We start from the raw sequence: 19,405 nt of genomic DNA, 5'->3' as shown, positions 1-19,405 counted from the left end.
CTACCTAGGAATATGGACTGTCCCCGCTTTTTGCTCGCTTTTCAAAAAGTCTGCCGGTCGTGGGCCAGCGGATATCGCTTTGCCGGGCACATCGCACTTTGGAAAAATGGATTTGCCTTGGTCTCGCAAGCCGCTGCCGCGCGAAGACTAGGATGTTGGCGAACTATCTGAGTCTGCCGAATCCTGATCTTTGTTCTTGAGCCGAACGAGAAGATACTGCTCCGTTTTTCCATCCCCAATGTGAACCAAAGCGGGAGCTTCGTCTTTCGTCAAGTTGTAAAGTCCGGTCTCAATTAAGTTCGATTGATTGTCGCCAACTGTAAATGCAACTTGTTGAGTTTTCTTGTCAACGGCACCTTGGATCACCATCGTTTTACCGGTCTTGGTGTCGGTGTAGTTCCCGCGAATCACACCTTGCTTATTCACCGCCAGTTGGATCGTAACGATCGCGTTTGTTTGACGGTTCTTGGTCAGCGCGAACACTCCCAGTGGCAACCAGTCGCCGTCGGACGGAGCCTTGGCTGTGGCACCCGACTTCGCCAACTCGGTTGCCTGCGCGTAATACTGCTCGGTCGTTCCAGCGTCCTGGCCATCAACATACACATTGTTGTTTTCGTAGGTGATGTTGTTGCCGTAGTCGTAATACACCGGTGTCGTTGGATAGTAATCCATCCATGCGCCGACGGATGCCCAGGAGGCTGCTCGCCAAGCGGCGCCGGTAGCCCATCCAGCCGCGAACCAGGCTCCGGGATGATCGGTATACCATCGTCCGCCGTAGATGTCCCAGTGGTTGTAATTGGTGCGAACTCCGACCGCTGTCGTGTAGCGATTCGATGGGGTTACGCGTGCAAATCCTGCTGCCGCACCGGCTGGGCCGGCGACGACTCCCCGCGCTGCCGCACCGCCGTTGGGACCTCGCACCGCACTGCCTGCTGCAACTCTTCCGTTGGGTCCAACCGCAGCGCCCCGCGCTGCCGCACCGCCGTCGGGACCACGCGCCGCACTGCCCGCTGCAACTCCTCCATTGGGTCCAACCGCAGCGCCTCGCGCTGCGGCACCGCCGTCGGGGCCTCGCGCCGCGCTGCCCGCCGCAACTCCTCCATTGGGTCCAACTGCAGCGCCCCGCGCCGCCGCTCCACCGTCAGCACCGCGCACTCCACCCGCTGTGGCGACGCCTCCATCGGGCCCCACACCTACGGCGCGGCCTGCCGTATTGCCTTGCGGGCCCGTTACCGCGACACCTGCTGCATTGCCTCCCCGCGGCCCTTCCGCCGTACCGTGCTTAACGTCAAAGTTGTCACCAGGCTTTCCGCTTAGGCTGTGTAGACCGTCGTCGGATGGAAGGCCAAGAAATCCACTGAGTTGGTTTCGAGTTGGCGCGGAGAATCGATTGCTCCCAGCGTCTTGCCCTCCAGCACCGCGGCCACCCAAGCCACTCGCACCGCGACCTAATCCTGATCCGCCAAGCCCGTCAGCCCCTAGACCACCGCCGCCAAGCCCGCTTCCACCTAGTCCGCCGCGACCCAGTCCACTGCCGCCGAGTCCATCAGCACCTAGCCCGCCGCGTCCCAGTCCACTGCCGCCGAGTCCACTGCCGCCGAGTCCACTGCCGCCGAGTCCACTGCCGCCGAGTCCACTGCCGCCGAGTCCACTGCCACCGAGTCCACTGCCACCGAGTCCACCTCCAGCATGTCCGCCGCCAAAGCCAGCACCTCCGCCGAAGCCGCCGCCACCGAAACCCGCACCTCCATGTCCACCGCCGCCAAAGCCGCCACCGCCACCTCCGAAGCCGCCGCCATGCCCTCCGCCAAAGCCACCGCCGCCTCGGCCGCGCCCCCAGCAATCAGCCAGTGGCAATGAGAACATCAAACTTATCGTCAGCAGGGTAAGGAGCGGCTGTTGGTACATGGGGATCTCTTTGATAGGCGAAAGTGTATTCAGCATCTACGGGATATTTAGCGTTCGGTCGGTTGGCTTGCGGCCGGTGGCGTTTGGCGTTTGATGACCACCTCGTCGGTGTCGGGGATGGCGACTCCGCCGAGCGTACGTTGAACCGATTGCCAGACGCATGCGTTGTCGTCGAGCCGTGCGATTCGGATGAGCGACGTCGTCGGTGTTCCATCGCCGGTCATTCCGATCATCTCGGCTGTCCATCCGCGTTCATTTGGTGACCAGAGCCCCGAAGCATGGCCGCCATCGGGACTAAAACTCCATGACTGCACACGTCCTTGAACCGGATTCCAGCCGATCAATTGCACTCCCGAGGTCTTTGTGCCATCGACATGCGTGGTCGTGTAGGTGCGTTGGACGAAGCTTTTGTCGGCCACCCAGCTGTAGACCGATTCAGACTGGTTTCCATGCTCTTCAGCGACCCAGGCACCAATCAGCCATTCGAAGTCAGCCATGCTTTGGCGAGTGATCGGCGTCTCGATCCACGTTTCTCGCACCGACGCCATCAACCACTTTCCATCGACCTTGGTGTGAACCGCTGTGTATTTGCTGACACCGGGAGCCCCCTGGGGAAGCGGATCAACAATTGCACGTCCATCTTCGATTGCGATGCTGTCGCTAAGAAACCGCAACGAGTCGATGGCGATTTGGATTTTCACATTGGGGTTCGCGGCAAAGAACTCGGAGTAGTCTTGCTCGATCGCTTCGCGTCCAACCATCTGCCGGCCGCTGGCATCGATATACTCACCCTCCTCGGTCCAAAACGCCGCGATCGCTTTGGCGTCTGCCTTGTTGAAGGCGGCCACAAACGCTTCGGATTCGGCGCGAATCGCGGCCTCCGAGGGAGTCGGCGGCGCTGCCGATTTCTGACCCGTCGGAGCGATCGCTGGCTGCTGGGCAAAGCCTGCGGTTGAGTGGATAGCACCCAGCATCGCAACCACGATGAAGGTCAGAAATCTGTGATTCATGATGTTGTCCTCGTTGTTTCAACGTTGGCATTCCGACATCGGATTCGAAGCCAATCGCAATTTAGGGTACGGAATGCCATTGTTCCACTATTTGGGGATAAAATTAACGCGCCTCACATTTGCGGCACGTCGCCCTCTCAAGACGTAGCGACGCGAATGCGCCCCCATCGGCAGCATTGGCGACTCCGGGCTGGTCATTTCCAATGTTGGTGCTTCAACATACGAACACCGATAAGCTTGGGCTCCCCAACACCAGGTGTACGCTCAGGTAAACTTGGTCTCGTGCCCCTCGTTTGCGCCGGCGCACCTCGCAACTCGAATCGCTACAACCCGCCAGAGGCCTGTCGCTGGGTGGGGACGTAGCGATCGCGACGAATGCGTTGGAAGCTTCTGCTCGCTATAAACTTGTTCGTTGGTTAGATTATCAGGCTCGACGTGGGAGCCATCGGAAAACACGGATCGGCCGAGCACGCGAAGCTATTCTTCCATCGTTAGGAGCGGAACAATCGACGTCTTCGACATATTTGCCTTTGCTGTATTTGGCGTGCTGCTAGCGGCGGTTGTGATCGTTGTGGTCACCCTGGGCCAGTTGCCGGGCCAGATCGCCAAGCAACGCAATCATCCTCAGGCCGCGGCGATCAATGTCGCCAGTTGGCTGGGCGTTGCTACGCTCGGCATTCTCTGGCCGTTCGCCATGATCTGGGCGTATCTGAAACCGTTTTCCGCAGCAGCTAACGGAGCGAATTCCGATCGGGAATCGCAATCGTCCGCCAGCGGCGACGGGCAAGCTCAGCTCGCAAAAATGCAGACGCAGGTCGATTCCTTGCAAGCTGCTCTCAATAAACTCAACGCCAAGTAGGATATGACGCCGTGATTGCTTTTATGTTGACGATCTACGTGGCGGTAGTGGTCCTGCTTTTCAAGATGAAGTTGGTCAAACCGAATCCCTATCCAATCGCCTTGATTTTGGTGGCGGGGATTTTTGTGATCGGTGGGCCAGCGGTCGCCTGGACTTTGTCCGCTCCGGTGAGTCCGCGCGTCGTCACGACGCAATACGTTGTCCAGTTGGTCCCTTATGTGAAGGGGCAAGTTGCGAAGGTGCATGCCCAAGCCAACGTGCCGATGAAGAAGGGCGACTTGCTGTTGGAGATTAATCCGACGCCTTATCAGAACGCGCTCGACCAAGCCACGGCGCAGCTGCAGGCAGCCCGCGAGGGACTCAAACAAGCCGAGGCGGGAGTGGACGTCGCCAAGGCGAGTGTGGCAAGCGCGGCGGCTGGCGTGCAGCAAGCCACCGCGGCCGTCGGTCAATCGAAGGCTGTAGTTTCCAACGCGTTGGCGAGTATCAAACGAGCCAAAGCGGGCATCGCCAGCGCGGAAGCGGGCGTCACCAAAGCCAAGGCGGCTGACGATTTGGCGAAGACCGAAGAACAGATCGCCGTGAACCTGCAGAAGACCGACGCCGGAGCGATCAGCGCGCTCCGCGTGACTCAGTCGGTGCAGAGTCGTCAAGCAGCGGACGCAGCCTTGCAAGCTGCGGAAACCGGAGTCAACGAGGCTCAAGCGGCACTGCTGCAAGCGGAAGCAGGACTCAGTCAATCCCAAGCGGCCGAGCAGCAAGCGGCAGCCGGACTGGTCGCCGCTCAAGCCGTCCAACAGCAGGCGGACGCTTCGGAAAGTCAGGCGATGCTCGGCGTGAAGATCGCCGCAAGCAAGGTTCAAGCCGCCGAGGCGCAGGTCAGCGACGCCCAGTTCAATTTGGGGCAATGCAAAATGTTGGCCCCTGCGGATGGTTATGTTGTGAACTGGACGGTGCAGGAGGGGACGATGTTGGTCCCGGTGCCGTTGGCGGCTGCCGGAACGTTCATCAACACCGAACAAACGTTTATCGTCGCTTCGTATCCACAAAACTGGTTGATGAACGTCGAGAGCGGGGATGATGTGGAATTGGTTCTGAATCCCTTCCCCGGCCGACTGTTTAAAGGCAAGGTGGACCAAGTGATTCCGGCGACGGGCGAAGGCCAGTTTGACCCCAGCAAATCTGTTCCGCTTGCTTCCCAGGTTGGCTCTCATGGCTTCTTGGCTGTGAAAATCCTGTTGGATCAGGACCAAACGATCCCCAGTCTGCCGCTTGGTGCTGGTGGGACGGTGGCCATTTATACCGATCATGGCAAGCCGGTTCACATCATCTCCAAGGTCGCCATCCGCATGCAGAAGTGGCTTCTGTACATCATGCCAAGTTAACGCAAGGTTCTCAAAACTGGGCTTGGCCTGCGCGGTTAAGCGGGTTCTGCGGCGGCAAACTTTTCCTAGCTCATCAGCCGCTGGTGCGTTGCGTAGTTCTTGAGTATCGGTCTCAACCAGACCAAGACAAGCAACCGATACGACCATCGAAGGTGGAACCGTAAAACGGGGCAGACCTGTATAACTGGGATGACCCGTCGCGTGCTTTGCACGATGCGGAGCTGACCGTGTTGGTGCGCAATGGATTCGCGATGAACGCTTTAACGTCACGCTCCTGTTTCAGGATGATGCTGGATCGCCGGTCGCTGCCCCAGTCTTTGGTGGTTGTTTGTGCTATCGGTTTGACGCTCTTGAGCGGTTGTTCGACGCCGCTGCGAGAATTTGTCGACAACGGTTTCAAAGTAGGGCCGGACTACCGTCGCCCGCCGGTCCCGTTGGCAAACCAGTGGATCGACAGCGACCACGAAGGCGTTAACACCAGCTCGGTGAACTACAGCGATTGGTGGACGGTTTTCGAAGATCCTGTTCTCGATGGATTGATCGTTACCGCGTACCAACAGAACGTTAACCTGCGAGTTGCCGCAACGCGTGTGCTCGAGGCCCGCGCCCAAAAAGGGATCGCCGTTGGCAGCCTGTTTCCACAGAGCCAGTCGATCGACGGATCGTTCACTCGTTCTCAGTTGAGTAAGAATGTTGCCGTGCCATCGCCGGTGAGCCACTTCAGTACGTGGAGTGCCACGTTTGGCGCGTCGTGGGAAATTGATTTCTGGGGCAAGATCCGTCGCATCGTTGAATCGACCGATGACGTCGTCGATGCCTCGGTCGATGATTACGACAACGTGATGGTGACGCTGATCGGCGACGTCGCGTCGACCTACGTAACCTACCGAATCCTGCAGCAACAACTTTTGTATGTGCAGCAGAACATCACGCTGCAAGAATCGACGCTCAAGATTGCCACCGAGCGATGGAAGTCGGGGCAGACCAACGAACTAGGCACGGTCCAGGCCAACTCGCTGTTGGAACAATTGCGAGCGACGCAACCGACGATCGAAACGGGGATTCGCGTTTCGCAAAACCAGCTTTGTCTGTTGCTCGGCATGCCGCCAACCGATCTGGCAGAGATGCTCGGCACGGCTCCTATCCCCGAATCGCCCCCCGAAGTGCTCGTCGGCATCCCGGCCGATCTGATTCGCCGCCGGCCTGACCTTCGCGCAGCCGAGCGATACATCGCGGCTCAGAATGCGCAGATCGGTGTCGCGGAAGCCGATTTCTATCCTCAGTTTTTCATCAGCGGCGACATCGGTTACCAAGCCAAGGATCTCGATCTCCTGTTTGGTCCGCGCAGTGGTATCGGCCAGATTACGCCGGGCTTCAGTTGGAACGTGCTGAACTACGGACGGATCGTGAACAACGTCCGGCTGCAGGAATTCAAGACGCAAGAATTGGTGGCTGTCTACCAACAGAAAGTTCTGGTAGCGGCGAGGGAGGTGGAGAATGGCATCATCGATTACGTCAACTCGAAGGTGACCGCCGAGCGACTCGAGGCAAGTGTCACGGCAGCCAAACGCGCCGTGAAGTTGGCTACCGATCAATTTAACGCAGGTGTCATCGATTTCACCTCGGTCTTTGTCGCGGAACAGTTTTTGGTTCAGCAACAGAACTTGTTAGCTCAGGCTCAGGGAGATGTCGCCCTGGCGTTGATCACTGTCTATCGATCGCTCGGCGGCGGTTGGCAGTTGCGATTGTCCGACCCTGCGATTGCGACCGTGGGGATGATTGAAACAGTGCCGGCGACTTCCGTTGTGGTAGAAGCTCCCGAGCTTATAACGACAGAATAGGAAACAGATTCGATGACAAAAGCTTTGGTTTGTCTGCTCGGTTTTCTGACCGCGTGGGGCGTCGGAAACTTGGCCGTTGCTCAACAGCCGCCGCACGCGCCGGCCGGTTCTCACGCACTGCCTTGTGATTCACTTGCAGGGACAGCGTGCGATTGCCGGACCAACGACGACGCATGCTCGGGCAACTGCTTTCCGCCCAATTGCTGCTGCGATGACTACACTCCTCGTCCCTACCCTCGCGCTTGTTTCCCGGCCTATCCGTCGTGGTACAAGTGTGTACCGGCGGGCGATGTCGCTTGTTGTCCGCAGCCCTGCGAAACCGAAAAGAAACGCACCTGGTGGTTTCTACCCACCTGTCATGCCCTGAAAGAAGCCCTCTGGCTCACCCCGTAGCGCATGCAAACGCCGTCCGTCGGCCGCTCCAGCAGTTCGTAACCTTGCCCGAGGTGCAAAGCTCCGATCCTTTGCATAGCCCAGGTCAAGCGAAGCGAGCCTCGCGAGCGAAGTGCAGGCCTGGGTAACGCGTCCGCAACACGCTCAAACCACCACCGTAGCCGCGGCAGCGGCGGCCGCATAAAGCCTACGGCGCCAGCCGTAGAAAGTGTTAGGAACAATCTCGATGTAAGCCCCGGTAGGCGGCGACAGATTCAGCGCATCTGCCGCCCTTGCCGGGGCCTTTTAATGGTTGCGGCTTGCCCGATCCTGCGGCTCGCGCCGCAGGCTGTATGCGATCGCCGCTCCCGCGGCTTGTACCTTGCCCGAGGAGCGAAGCTCCGATCCTTTGCATAGCCCAGGTCAAACGTAGCGAGCCCCGCGAGCGAAGTGCAGGCCTGGGTAACGCGTCCGCCACGCTAAAACCACCACCGTAGCCGCGGATGCGGCGGCCGCATATAGCCTACGGCGCCAGCCGTAGGAAGTGTTAGAAACAATCTCGACATGAGCCCCGGCAGGCGGCGACAGATTCAGCGCACCTGCCGCCCCAGTCGGGGCTTTTTAATGATTGCGGCTTGTCCGATCCTGCGGCGCCAGCCGTAGGAAGTGTTAGGAACAATCTCGATATAAGCCCCGGTAGGCGGCGACAGATTCAGCGCATCTGCCGCCCTTGCCGGGGCCTTTTAATGATTGCGGCTTGTCCGATCCTGCGGCTCGCGCCGCAGGCTTTATGCGATCGCCGCTCCCGCGGCTTGTGCGTTGCCCGAGGAGCGAAGCTCCGATCCTTTGCATGCGATGGTCATCCGAGTTGTAATCGATTCGCAATCCACCCAGGGTCGCGGCGCTCGTCAAGGATTGCGATGACGAAAATGGAGCCCGAATCGACTGCATAGTAGATTGCGAACGGAAAACGACTCGCCGACATGCAGTGGTAACCATGGCGCATCGCATGGACACCCCCGAGAAACGACAGGGAGCGAAGATCCGTGGTGAGTGATTCAAGGAAATGGTCACCAGCGTGCCGGTCGACGCCATCCTAGAACGCGACGCCATTCAGCAAGTCGCGTTCAGCTTCGCCCGAAAGCTGGACATTCACTTGCGGCCTTGTTTGATTCGCGAAACCACGTCGTCAAGCGATGGAAAGGTTGTTTCGCCATTCTCGACTCGGCGTTTCCGCTCAGCAAGGATTTCGCCGTGCCAGCCGGGGGGCGAATAGTCTGCCGAGGAACGAAGCGAAGCCCAGAGTTGCTCCATAGCATCCAGCTTCTGTGCGGTGGTCATCGTTTCCAATGGAAGTTGCATTTGTGTCTCCGTATCAAGCGAACGTTAAGTGTAGCACGAATAACGGTGGCGATCACCGGGGCGCGGGTGATTTGGTTGTCCATTCCAGAAAGCACGCAAGCCCGACTCCGCGTGCATCACATGGTTACGCCAAAACTGGAGTTGGCATCGTTTCACTGATCAGATCTGCGTTTCCAGTTCACGATAGAGAAAGGTATCAAAGGCAAGGTCAAATTCTTCACGCCCGGTTTCGTGAATACATGCGGCGATCCGAATTTCCGTTTCATAAAGGACTCCTGCGTCGCGAGAAAACGCCAAGTAAGAGACCTGGCGCTTGTTTAGTGTGATCAGTGCGATGCCGTAGGAATTCGCAGCGGTCACCGCGCCCTTCGCAAAGCCCTTTCGAGTCGCAACGGTTCCCTTGTGAGCACCGACTTGTCGCATCTTGTCGTGAAACTCTTCGATCTCGGACACGTCAACGTTTCGTGAAGGATAGTCCTTGCATTCCCAGAGCCAAATCACCGTTGGCTTGTCAGCGTTAGCAACCGGCCAAACCTCGACACTTGCATCAAATTCGATCTCTGACTCACGTATCTTGGAAAAGTACTTCGGCTTCCGCATTACTCGTGATGTTGCAGGATCGATACCAAGTGACTTGATCTCGTCATCGAGATAGGCAGCAACTTCGGACTCAAAGTCTTGCCAAGGAAGTGGCTTGGGTGCCAAGGCTTCGTTAAGCCGATCGAATTCTGAGATTTCGTCGTCCATTGACTGTCATTTATCTAGCGGGGGTAACGTCCCGCATCACGGGGCGGCGGGGGGGGACGTTGATTTCAAAATCCGCTTGTGACCGCCGCTCCCGTGCATGCGATGGTTCTGCGGCATTTGCGGTTACGGGAAAAGTCGTTTTTCGAGGGCATCGAATGCAAGTTGAAAATCGCGGAAATAACGATCGACGATGAAGTAGTAACGGCCATCCGCCTGAAGGCCAACACCAGCCTGATCGGCCGAACCGAACATTGCGATGACACATGACTTTTTGACGTAGTATTCGTGCGCGAGTCCGCAACGAAAGATGTCGTAAACGTTGTGACCGTTCTTCCGGAAGTCGGAATATGCTCTACCGAGTTTGTCGAAAAAATTGTTGAAATTGTGGGAAGCGTATTTGTGACGGTGTTCGAGTTTTCCTGCGAATTCGGTGTAGCAGAGCAAGCCGAGTGCTGAAAGGAGGTTGGCACCGCCCGGTGCGACGTTGTGCGCTGCAAGTGTTCGCACGGCATCAGTGTCATTTGATAGTCGGGCCAACGCGATCTCGCGTTCGATGTCGCGGTAGATGAACGATTTGGCTTGTTCGAATTCATCCGTGTTCACGTGTGGGCTCCTGTCGCAGAACTTATGAATCTCAGTAGTTGGCCCAGCTGAGAATAGGTTTCATGCTCTGATTCTCGCTGACCCATCCCCCATTTGCAACGCCCGACTGCACTGATGGCGTCACGCCCCATCAACACATGCTTTTCCAGAGGGTCTGGTCACTTCTCACGCTACTTGCCCCCGCATCGGCCCTGTCGGGAAGTGATCCTGCGGCTCGCGCCGCAGGCTTTATGCGATCGCCGCCTCCGCGGCTTGCGCTAGCCTGAGGGGCGAAGCTCCGATCCTTTGCATAGCCCAGGTCAAGCGAAGCGAGCCTTGCGAGCGAAGTGCAGGCCTGGGTAACGTGTCCGCCACGTTCAAACCACCTCCGTAGCCGCCGCCTCCGCGGCTTGCGCTTGCCTGAGGGGCGAAGCTCCGATCCTTTGCATAGCCCAGGCCAAGCGGAGCGAGCTCCGCGAGCGAAGTGCAGGCCTGGGTAACGCGTCCGCCACGCTCAAACCACCACCGTAGCCGCGGATGCGGCGGCCGCATAAAGCCTACGGCGCCAGTCGCAGGAAATGTTGGGCACAATCTCGGCATGAGCCCCGGCAGGCGGGGACAGATTCAGCGCACCTGTCGCCCCTGCCGGGGCTTTTTAATGATTGCGGCTTGTCCGATCCTGCGGCTCACGCCGCAGGCTTTATGCGATCGCCGCCTCCGCGGCTTGCGCTAGCCTGAGGGGCGAAGCTCCGATCCTTTGCATAGCCCAGGCCAAACGAAGCGAGCCTTGCGAGCGAAGTGCAGGCCTGGGTAACGCGTCCGCCACGCTCAAACCACCACCGTAGCCGCGGCAGCGGCGGCCGCATAAAGCCTACGGCGCTAGCCGTAGGAAATGTTAGGCACAATCTCGATACAAGCCCCGGTAGGCGGCGACAGATTCAGCACATCTGCCGCCCCAGTCGGGGCTTTGTGTTGATTGCGGCTTGTCCGATCCTGCGGCTCGCGCCGCAGGCTTTATGCGATCGCCGCTTCCGCGGCTTGGAACCTTCATGCCTGAGGGGCGAAGCTCCGATCCTTTGCATAGCCCAGGCCAAACGAAGCGAGCCCCGCGAGCGAAGTGCAGGCCTGGGTAACGCGTCCGCCACGCTCAAACCACCACCGTAGCCGCGGAAGCGGCGGCCGCATAAAGCCTACGGCGCAAGCCGTAGGAAGTGTTAGGAATAATCTCGACATGAGCCCCGGTAGGCGGCGACAGATTCAGCGCACCTGCCGCCCCCTGCCGGGGCTTTTTATTGCTTGCGGCTTGTCCGACCCTGCGGCTCGCGCCGCAGGCTTTACGCGATCGCCGCCTCAGCGGCTTGTACCTTGGCCCGAGGGGCGAAGCTCCGATCCGTTGCATAGCCCAGGTCAAGCGGAGCGAGCTCCGCGAGCGAAGTGCCGGCCTGGGTAACGCGTCCGCCACGCTCAAACCACCACCGTAGCCGCGGATGCGGCGGCCGCATAAAGCCTACGGCGCCAGCCGTAGGAAATGTTGGGCACAGTCTCGACATAAGCCCCGGCAGGCGGCGACAGATTCAGCGCACCTGTCGCCCCCTGCCGGGGCTTTTTAATGATTGCGGCTTGTCCGATCCTGCGGCTCGCGCCGCAGGCTTTACGCGATCGCCGCCTCAGCGGCTTGTACCTTTCCCGAGGAGCGAAGCTCCGATCCTTTGCATAGCCCAGGTCAAGCGGAGCGAGCCCCGCGAGCGAAGTGCAGGCCTGGGCAACTGCGATGAACGCCTGTCGGCTCAGTCTCGCGGAAGGTTTTGGTGCAGCGAATCGAGGAACGACTGCCGCAGCTTCCAGATTCGGATGCTGGTGCTGTCCGATCGCCGCAGTGCAACCTTGGCCGTGGGAAGGACGTGTTCGCGGGGGCCGATCTGGATTTGTAGCGGTTCGATTTGATCGTCGATCCCGCGCGGTACGCCTAACGAATCGCATTGCACGGCGATGAAGTCGGCCAGCTGTTGCTGAGCGGCTTGCAATTCCATCGCCTTCAGCGCCCCGTGGCTGTTCCACGCGGTCACCAGTCCGGCGAATCCTGTGGCAAGCAACAGCTCTGCGATCGACGCGTGCATCAGGACCAGCGTCCCGCCGCCATCGACCGGAACCATCACTACCGCGGCAAACGCAGCGAACAGAGCGGCGACCGGCGTCAGTCCGTGCTGCAGTTTCTTGACCATCGACATCTCTTGCCACATCGCTTCGGCGGTCCGTCGCAATTGTTGCGGGTCCAATGCGGTTTGATCTTCCGCATCGAACCGCTCCACCGCGTGATTGCAGATCTCGAGCAGTTGCGAGTCGGGGATCTCGGTCCGCATCTGGCCGGTGAGGTCGTGTCGGCGATAGCTCTCGCACAGCCGTTCCCCCGAGAGGACCGATCCCTTGGCTCCTTTGCGGAAATCGTCGCGAATCTGTTCCGCCTTCTTCTGAGCCGCTCCGGTCAGATTGAAGCTCTGCATCAATTCGCTGGCCGAACGGGTCAGCTTGGATACGAAGCCGTTCATCTTCATGCCCAGCCGCGCATACCACGGTGCGGCTTGCGAAAACGCATCGGTCAATTGGTGGATGATCCGCGCCGATTGATGCAGCCGCAATTCGATGATCGCTCCGCTGGAAAAGTCGCGCCGCGCGAAAAACTCCAGCGATGCATCGCAGATCGCTTGCCGAGCCCGCCGCGCGTAAGTGGCTTGCGTTGCCGTTTGGTCGCGAAGGAAATCGACGCCATCGGACCAAACGCGTTCCGCCAATGAAGTCGCTTGCGATCGTCGGAACCCGTCGAACAACGCCGATCGATTCAGCCGCGTCGGCAGCGACGAGAGCAGCTGCGACGCATCGATCTGCTTCACCAAATCGGGCTCGATCGCGGAGGCTTCGAAGAAGACCGGCATCGGATCGTCTTCGGTTCCTCGGTCGGCAACCTCAGGCACAAAGGTTTCGCTGGCGGGGATCTCAAAGTCGTATGCGAGATAGCTGGCGGTGATCCCGTGCCCACTGACCAGAGGCTGCAGATCTTCAAAGACCTCGTGCGGCCGGTACTTGGGGCGGATCATGTTGATCGCCAGATAACGGCTGACTCCCGACATGCTGGTCGCCGCGACATCCAGCAGTTCGCCGACAGTGTTGGCTCGCAGCGAAGCGAAGTCGGTGACCATCACAAAGGCGGAACAGAGCGTTGCGGCGCGGCACAGCAGCGTCTTGCGAACCTCCAACGCACCGCGGCCAAACGCTTCGCTGGTCACGATGTCGGGGCAATCCAACAATCCGACGCAGGCCTTATCCAATCCTGGATCGGTCGCGACCAACGGGATCGCCAGCGCATCGGCTTGTCCCTCGGCGTTGTTGTATTGTTCGTGCGCGGCCGCCGGATCGTCGGACAACATCTGCGGCGGCTGGCCAAGGGCTTCGCCCAGACGCGACATCAACAGGCCCCAGACCTCCGCATCGGCTCGCCAGCTTTGCGGCAGCCAGAGGACAAACCGGTGCGTACCGGCATCGTTTGATTCACCGCGCAGCGATCGTTGCCGACCGGCGTCGCTCAAGAAGGTGCTGACCAAGCTGGTTTTGCCGCTGTTGAGCATTCCAGCGATCGCGATGATCGGGAAATCGGCAAGCTGTGCGGCGACCTCCAGGCGGCGGCCGGCGGCGCGGATCTCGGTCAACCGATCGGGAGCCCATTGCTGTAGGGCATCGACAAAACTGATCCGTCCCGTGTCGGGGAAATACGATTCGATCGCCGCATGCTGCTGAGCGTCCTCGAGCAGTTCGCGGATCGGCGGCCATTCGATGCGAGACGTCATTGGGATCGGGCTGCTTTGTGGGCGGGCGAGAGGGAGACAGATTCCAGATCACCGCGATGCCGGTTGCTCTTGCGCCGGCCCGGTCAGCCGCGCGTCGAGCAGACCTTCGTTGTCGCCGTGGGTCGGAATGATCGTATCCTTCCCGCTCAGGATTGTCGATCGGCGTTGGCTTCCGGTGAACACGTCGCGCCACCACTGTTGGGCGACGTTTTGATTCCAATCCCCTTGGTCGGGACAGGCTTCCAACAGGTCGACGAGGTCGTCAACCGAATCGGGGCGATCGTTTGGATTCTTGGAAAGGCACTGCATGATCACCGCTTCGAACTTGGCGTCGATCGGTTTTCCCGCTCGCTCGCTCGGCAGCAGTGGTTCCTCCTGCACTTGGTTCAGGATCGCGTCGAGCGTTCCGGCGGCATCGAACAGCGGTTTGCCGGTGACCAGGAAATAGCCGACCGCGCCGATCGAATAGATGTCGCTGCGGGGGTCGACGCTTTTCGCGTTGCGGATCGCTTCGGGCGACATGTACATCGGCGTCCCGGTCAGCGATCCCTCGTGCGTCACGTTGGCGCTGTTGGGACTCGACTCTTTCACCAAACCAAAGTCCAGCAGTTTGGCGAAGTCGTAGATCCCACCACACTCGGTCAACATGATGTTCCCCGGCTTGATGTCGCGGTGGATCAAACCTTTGCCGTGGGCTTCGATCAACGATCCGCAGATCTGCAACAGGATCGCGATCGCTCGCGATGCTGGCAGTTCGCCATACTGCCGCACCAGTTCGCTCAAGTCGACGCCGTCGAGATATTCCATCACATAATAGAAATCGCCGTTTTGCGTTTGCCCGTAATCGAAGACCGCGATCGTGTGTGGATTCTGCAATTGGCTGGTCAGTTCGACTTCGCGCTTGAAGCGATGCAGTCGCTGCGGGTCGCTCCCCTTGGTGTCCAGCACTTTGATCGCCACCGGACGCATCAACATCGCATGCTGCGCCTTATAGACCGATCCCATCCCGCCGGCACCAAGCACTTCTTCCAGTCGGTATTGTCCCAGTTTGCGGGCCAGCCGATGTTCTTTGCTGGCTTGGCTTTCGGCGCGGCGGGATCGGATCGCGTTGACGGCAACAGTGGCGGCGGTCAGCATCAGCAGCGACAGTAGGCCCAGGTTCGACCAACGCAATACGTTCAGCGGCCGGTACGCCTCTTCCATCGCAATCTCGGTGGCGACGCCCATTCCGTACTCGGGCAGCCAATTCCAGGCGCCGATCACTCGCGTCCCGCGACAATCGTTGTAGCCGGCGGTGTCGACGCCGGTTCCACCGCGAGTCGCGTCCAACGCCATCCGTGTGAACGGTTGTTGGTCCAGCGGTTTGAGGGTCCGTTTTCCCGACCGTAGATCGACCTCGGGGTCTCGCAATTGAATGCTCAGGACCGCCGAAGTCGAAGGGGCTGGATGCAGCAGTCCCAGAGTCCTTAACTCGTCTTCGAAGCGACACCGCGAGATCATGATCCCCTCGCGATTAAACGCAAACGTCTCGCCGCTGTCGCCGACTTGCGAAGCGTCGAAGACGGCGGTGAAGTCTTTTGCTGGGGAGATCAGCAGCGCCAACACCGCGCCGCAACGTCCGCTGTCGTCGATGATCGGCGCGATCGCTGCCATCACCGCATCGCCCGCTTTGAATTTTTGTTGCGGCGTTTCGATCGGGACGGGAGAACGGAAGGGAACGCTGACGGTCGCTTGCCCGCCGATGGCACGATTCATCGCATCGGGGGGCAGCGGGAATCCGCTGCGCCCGACCAGCGAATCATCCCACGCGGCCAACACCACGCCCGCCGCCGATTGCAGTGTCCATCCGATGTAGCGTTGGGGATCGATGTTGTCGGCCAGCAGGTCTCGCAGTTCTTGGTACTGAGCGTCGCTCTCGAGCATCCGCGGCGATAACGCACGCGCAGAGGAGCGGCGTTCGAATGCGATCGCCGGGGCTCGAACCAGGTCCGCGATCCGTTGGCAAGACGATTCTTGCACCCCAAACCACAATCGGACCGCCGAGACGCTGGAGTTGCGGATCGTCGTCAACTGCTTGCCGACCACCGTCTTCGTCGCATCGTCGACTCTGCCTTGGATCACCACGCCAGCGATTAACGCCAGGATCAACAGAGCGATCGGCAGCGCCGTATTGATCTGCTGGCGGCTCATCGCGGGGCTTTCCGTCGATGGCGGATTGTCGGGGGTGCGATTCAAATGCTGCATGTTCACTCGGCAGACGATGATTGATAGGCCCCATCGGCAAAGCCTCGCCGGCGCCGGCTACAGATTAATCCGAAAGGCGGGGAAATCGTAGGCTTCATTGTTGGGGTCGAAGTCGGCGTCGGTCAGGCCGACGTTGGTCTGGATGTCGTAATAGGTGTATTCTTCGAGCAGTTCCGGCGGTCCGTCATGATCGCCCGTCGCCGCATCCTCGGGCCAACCGTAAGCGGCATAACGGAGCGGTATCTGACGCTCGCTATCGATGAAGATTTCGGCGTATTGGAAATTCAATTCGTCGTGGGGTTGGATCAATTCGATGCGGATCTGCTGGCACTCCCGGTCGCCAATCGTCTGACCTTCGGCAAGCGTCACGCGGACCTGCGATTCCTCGAGATCGTTTTCGCCGCGAGCGATCAGCTGTACGACGAGGTTGACTAATCCGATCTCGGTGATCGGGTACAGGTTGCCCTCCATCGCCCGCTCGCCATGCGGGTCCAGCGACGCTTGAGCGACGTTTAGCAGTCCCGGTTCGTGCGCGATCAAACGCCCGTCGTTCTGGTCTTCCGCCCAAATCACCTCCCGCCCCGCAACGCTCTGCGGCTGCAGGAACTTCAAATAAACTCGCATCGGTGCCACCACCTCTTCCTCTACTAAGCGGCGGCACTGGACTTTGATCTCCATTTCGTATTCGTTGGCCAGTTGCCCCTTGATCCGCTCGCGCTTGACCACGCGGCCGCGGTAATCGGTCATATTCGCACGCATCTCGGCTAACCCGGCGCGAGCGATCGTCAGCGCCTCGGCGAGCGTCGATTCTCGGGCGTTGCTGGGCGCCTGCTGCATCTGTTCAGCCACCTCGACAACGGCTATCGAATCCTCGGGATCCGCCGATTCGCGTTTAAAGCGAATGGCAAACAACAGCGCAATCACCAATCCTTGTCCAATAACGATCAACAGTAGAATCTGGTTTCGATTCATGGTTCCGTGTAAGCTTTGTTCCGCATTTAATTCGTGAGGCCCGCCGGCGATCGGGCGGATTCCCTGCCCATCGTATGCTTTGGGTTACGGCAGGGAAAGACGCACCACCGACAATCCTTTGCATCGGAAACCGTGGCAAAACTCTATTTCTACTACTCCGCCATGAACGCTGGCAAGTCAACCATATTGTTGCAATCCAGCTACAACTATCGCGAACGGGGTATGAACACGCTGATTTTAACACCCGAGCTCGACACGCGATTCGGCACCGGGAAGGTGAGTTCACGGATTGGGCTGGAAGCCGATGCGATCGTTTTTGATCAAGTCGAAAACCTCCGCCACTGTGTCCAGACACAAGTGGAAGCCGCTCCGCTGCACTGCGTCTTTGTCGACGAAGCTCAGTTTTTGACAGCAAAACAAGTGCGACAGTTGAGCGACGTCGCCGACCAGTTGGGCGTGCCGGTGATGTGTTACGGGCTGCGGACCGATTTCCAAGGCAATCTGTTCGACGGCAGCATGCAGTTGTTGGCGTGGGCCGATGTGCTGACCGAAGTCAAAACGATCTGCCACTGCGGCCGCAAAGCGACGATGGTCTTGCGGATCGACCAGCATGGATCGCCGATCCAACAGGGAGACCAAGTTCAGATCGGCGGCAACGAACGCTATCTGTCGGTCTGTCGGCGGCACTTCAAACAGGGTATGGCGTCGCGACAAACCGATGAACTTCCATTCGATGAAACGTAATACCGTTCAACGAAGTGTAGTGGACGAGGTTACGAGTCCTTTTGAATCAGACCAAATCGCTGGGACTCGTAACCTCCTGTCGATTACCCACAAGTCATTGGTCTGGTCCGAAGGCTTGCCAGCAGAGGGCGAAGTCGAGCATTCGCCGCGTGCCTCGCCAGATCACTTCGGCTCCCGGCGGACCGTCGCCTTCGCGGTGATTGTAGCCGCCAAGGGTCGCAAGGACTGGGATGAATTGTGACAGCTCAGGAGCTTGCTTTGGAGGAGCCGTCTTTTCCACCACTTTCCAGACCGACTTCCATTCCGCTTCGCTGAAGACGACATCACAGGGAAGCTCTGGACACTCGCGGCCTAAGAAGGTCACAAACATGATCCGCCATGCGATCACTTTGTAAAACATCAACGCGCGGATCAGTCGGTCTCTCGCTTCGAGTTGGATCTCTTCGACCCGGCAGCCAGTTTTGAAAACTCGAAAGAATACTTCGATTGGCCAACGAGCCACATACAAATCCACAATCCGCAGCGTCTGGGCAATCGTGTCGACCGGCAGAGAACTCAGTAACAGCCAGTCGACTTCGGTTCCGTCGCCTGGGCCATCGATCTCGCTCACCCAAACGACACTGATCTCGACCGGCGGCATCGAAGACTGCTTGTTGTGTGGCGCACGAAGAGTCATCCGTTTCGCTCGAATTTCTAACTTCGCAGTGCGTGCTTCACGGCCGGGGTGTTGTTTGTTTCCTGATCCTTTGGTTCGCTTGGGCGTTTGGGGAAGCTGGACTTCGCGGTAAGCGACCGGCTGGGCGGATGCGATTTCGGCACGCATTTTCCTATAAGCCGCAGGCCCGCCATCGGGGTCTTTCTCCGGCAACGAGCGTTTTCGCTGCGAGCGAATGACGAACTGAGCCGGTGTTTCATGCTGATCGGCTTCGACGAAAATGTCGTAGATGTCTCCTTCGCGATCGGCCAGCGAAACGATCTGAGTTTCAGGACATTTCCCGGCGATCTCGCAGGCCTTGCGATAACCATCGAGCCATCGTTGCCCTTCGCCGGTGTGTAGGGGTTGGCCTTCTCGCTTCTTGCTGGTGCCGAGCGTTTCTTTGTCGCGATCGTAGAACTTAACACCGACCACCCCGAGACAAAGTTTCTCTGGAGTGAAGGCGATGTGGGAATGATCGTAAAGTCCACGGCGGCCTAAGCGATCGAGATTACGGACGCCTTCGGGCGGATGCGCGGTGTAGTCCAGTTCGGTGGTATCTTGTGCGATACAAACGGTGTCTTGGGCTTTGATTCGTTGGAGTGTCTTTTCAGCGTGAGCCCCGAGAATGGCTTCGGGATCGACGTTGGGGTTATCGAATAGACGGTAGGCGGCTTTGGTTTCGTCCCAGCCACTGCAAGCTTCGTTGATACTGGCCGAAGGGTTGGCCGCCAGCGAGGCGAGCAACGCTTCGGCTCGATCGTTGAGACGTTTGTCTCCAAGTTGAATATCTTGAAATTCGTATGCGATACTGGTCGGTTGCATGCTTTCACCTTAAGATTTCAT

General features: G+C 59.0%; 13 protein-coding genes. 4 read left to right on the top strand and 9 right to left on the bottom strand.

What is annotated here, in order from left to right; genetic code table 11:
* Positions 1-147 precede the first annotated feature (147 nt).
* Both CA51_RS24120 and CA51_RS24115 read right to left on the bottom strand, forming a co-directional pair.
* Complete coding sequence (locus tag CA51_RS24120) at positions 148-1,866, bottom strand: protocadherin (protein WP_231746242.1); 1,719 nt, start codon at positions 1,864-1,866, stop codon at positions 148-150.
* An 89-nt stretch (positions 1,867-1,955) separates the two neighbouring features.
* Positions 1,956-2,918: a YybH family protein gene (locus tag CA51_RS24115; RefSeq protein WP_145123680.1), complete on the bottom strand. Its 963-nt coding sequence runs from the start codon at positions 2,916-2,918 to the stop codon at positions 1,956-1,958.
* A gap of 412 nt (positions 2,919-3,330) precedes the next feature.
* Between CA51_RS24115 and CA51_RS24110 the strand changes: the two genes are divergently transcribed.
* From CA51_RS24110 to CA51_RS24100, 3 genes are all read left to right on the top strand, one after another.
* Complete coding sequence (locus CA51_RS24110; RefSeq protein ID WP_261343042.1) at positions 3,331-3,777, top strand: DUF3302 domain-containing protein; 447 nt, start codon at positions 3,331-3,333, stop codon at positions 3,775-3,777.
* A gap of 11 nt (positions 3,778-3,788) precedes the next feature.
* Entirely contained in the window at positions 3,789-5,162 is a 1,374-nt protein-coding gene (locus CA51_RS24105) for an HlyD family secretion protein (RefSeq protein ID WP_145123679.1), read from the top strand.
* Positions 5,163-5,413: 251 nt separating this feature from the next.
* Positions 5,414-7,003: an efflux transporter outer membrane subunit gene (locus tag CA51_RS24100; protein WP_145123678.1), complete on the top strand. Its 1,590-nt coding sequence runs from the start codon at positions 5,414-5,416 to the stop codon at positions 7,001-7,003.
* A 1,524-nt stretch (positions 7,004-8,527) separates the two neighbouring features.
* On the opposite strand, the gene CA51_RS26580 is transcribed toward CA51_RS24100, so the two are convergent.
* From CA51_RS26580 to CA51_RS24070, 6 genes are all read right to left on the bottom strand, one after another.
* Positions 8,528-8,716, bottom strand: coding sequence for an addiction module protein (locus CA51_RS26580; RefSeq protein WP_420821487.1), 189 nt, complete (start codon positions 8,714-8,716; stop codon positions 8,528-8,530).
* A gap of 180 nt (positions 8,717-8,896) precedes the next feature.
* Positions 8,897-9,484, bottom strand: coding sequence for a restriction endonuclease (locus tag CA51_RS24090; RefSeq protein WP_145123676.1), 588 nt, complete (start codon positions 9,482-9,484; stop codon positions 8,897-8,899).
* 123 nt (positions 9,485-9,607) lie between these two features.
* Positions 9,608-10,087: a hypothetical protein gene (locus tag CA51_RS24085; protein ID WP_145123675.1), complete on the bottom strand. Its 480-nt coding sequence runs from the start codon at positions 10,085-10,087 to the stop codon at positions 9,608-9,610.
* Positions 10,088-11,853: 1,766 nt separating this feature from the next.
* Positions 11,854-13,905 (bottom strand): hypothetical protein, encoded by a 2,052-nt coding sequence (locus CA51_RS24080; RefSeq protein WP_145123674.1) that lies wholly within the window; start codon positions 13,903-13,905, stop codon positions 11,854-11,856.
* Between the two features lie 48 nt (positions 13,906-13,953).
* Positions 13,954-16,149, bottom strand: a complete 2,196-nt coding sequence (locus CA51_RS24075) for a serine/threonine protein kinase (protein WP_145123673.1) — start codon at positions 16,147-16,149, stop codon at positions 13,954-13,956.
* Positions 16,150-16,206: 57 nt separating this feature from the next.
* Entirely contained in the window at positions 16,207-17,121 is a 915-nt protein-coding gene (locus CA51_RS24070) for a DUF1571 domain-containing protein (RefSeq protein WP_145123672.1), read from the bottom strand.
* 132 nt (positions 17,122-17,253) lie between these two features.
* Here CA51_RS24070 and CA51_RS24065 point away from each other — a divergent pair, with 132 nt between their 5' ends.
* Positions 17,254-17,865: a thymidine kinase gene (locus CA51_RS24065; RefSeq protein WP_145123671.1), complete on the top strand. Its 612-nt coding sequence runs from the start codon at positions 17,254-17,256 to the stop codon at positions 17,863-17,865.
* Positions 17,866-17,959: 94 nt separating this feature from the next.
* Here CA51_RS24065 and CA51_RS24060 read toward each other — a convergent pair whose 3' ends face one another.
* Positions 17,960-19,384 carry an IS4 family transposase gene (locus CA51_RS24060; RefSeq protein ID WP_145117411.1) on the bottom strand — a complete coding sequence of 475 codons (1,425 nt, stop codon included), beginning with the start codon at positions 19,382-19,384 and terminating at the stop codon, positions 17,960-17,962.
* Between the last annotated feature and the right edge of the window lie 21 nt (positions 19,385-19,405).

The organism is Rosistilla oblonga (assembly GCF_007751715.1).
In the GTDB taxonomy this organism is placed as follows: Bacteria; Planctomycetota; Planctomycetia; order Pirellulales; family Pirellulaceae; genus Rosistilla; species Rosistilla oblonga.
This window is presented reverse-complemented; position numbering and strand designations above follow the sequence as displayed.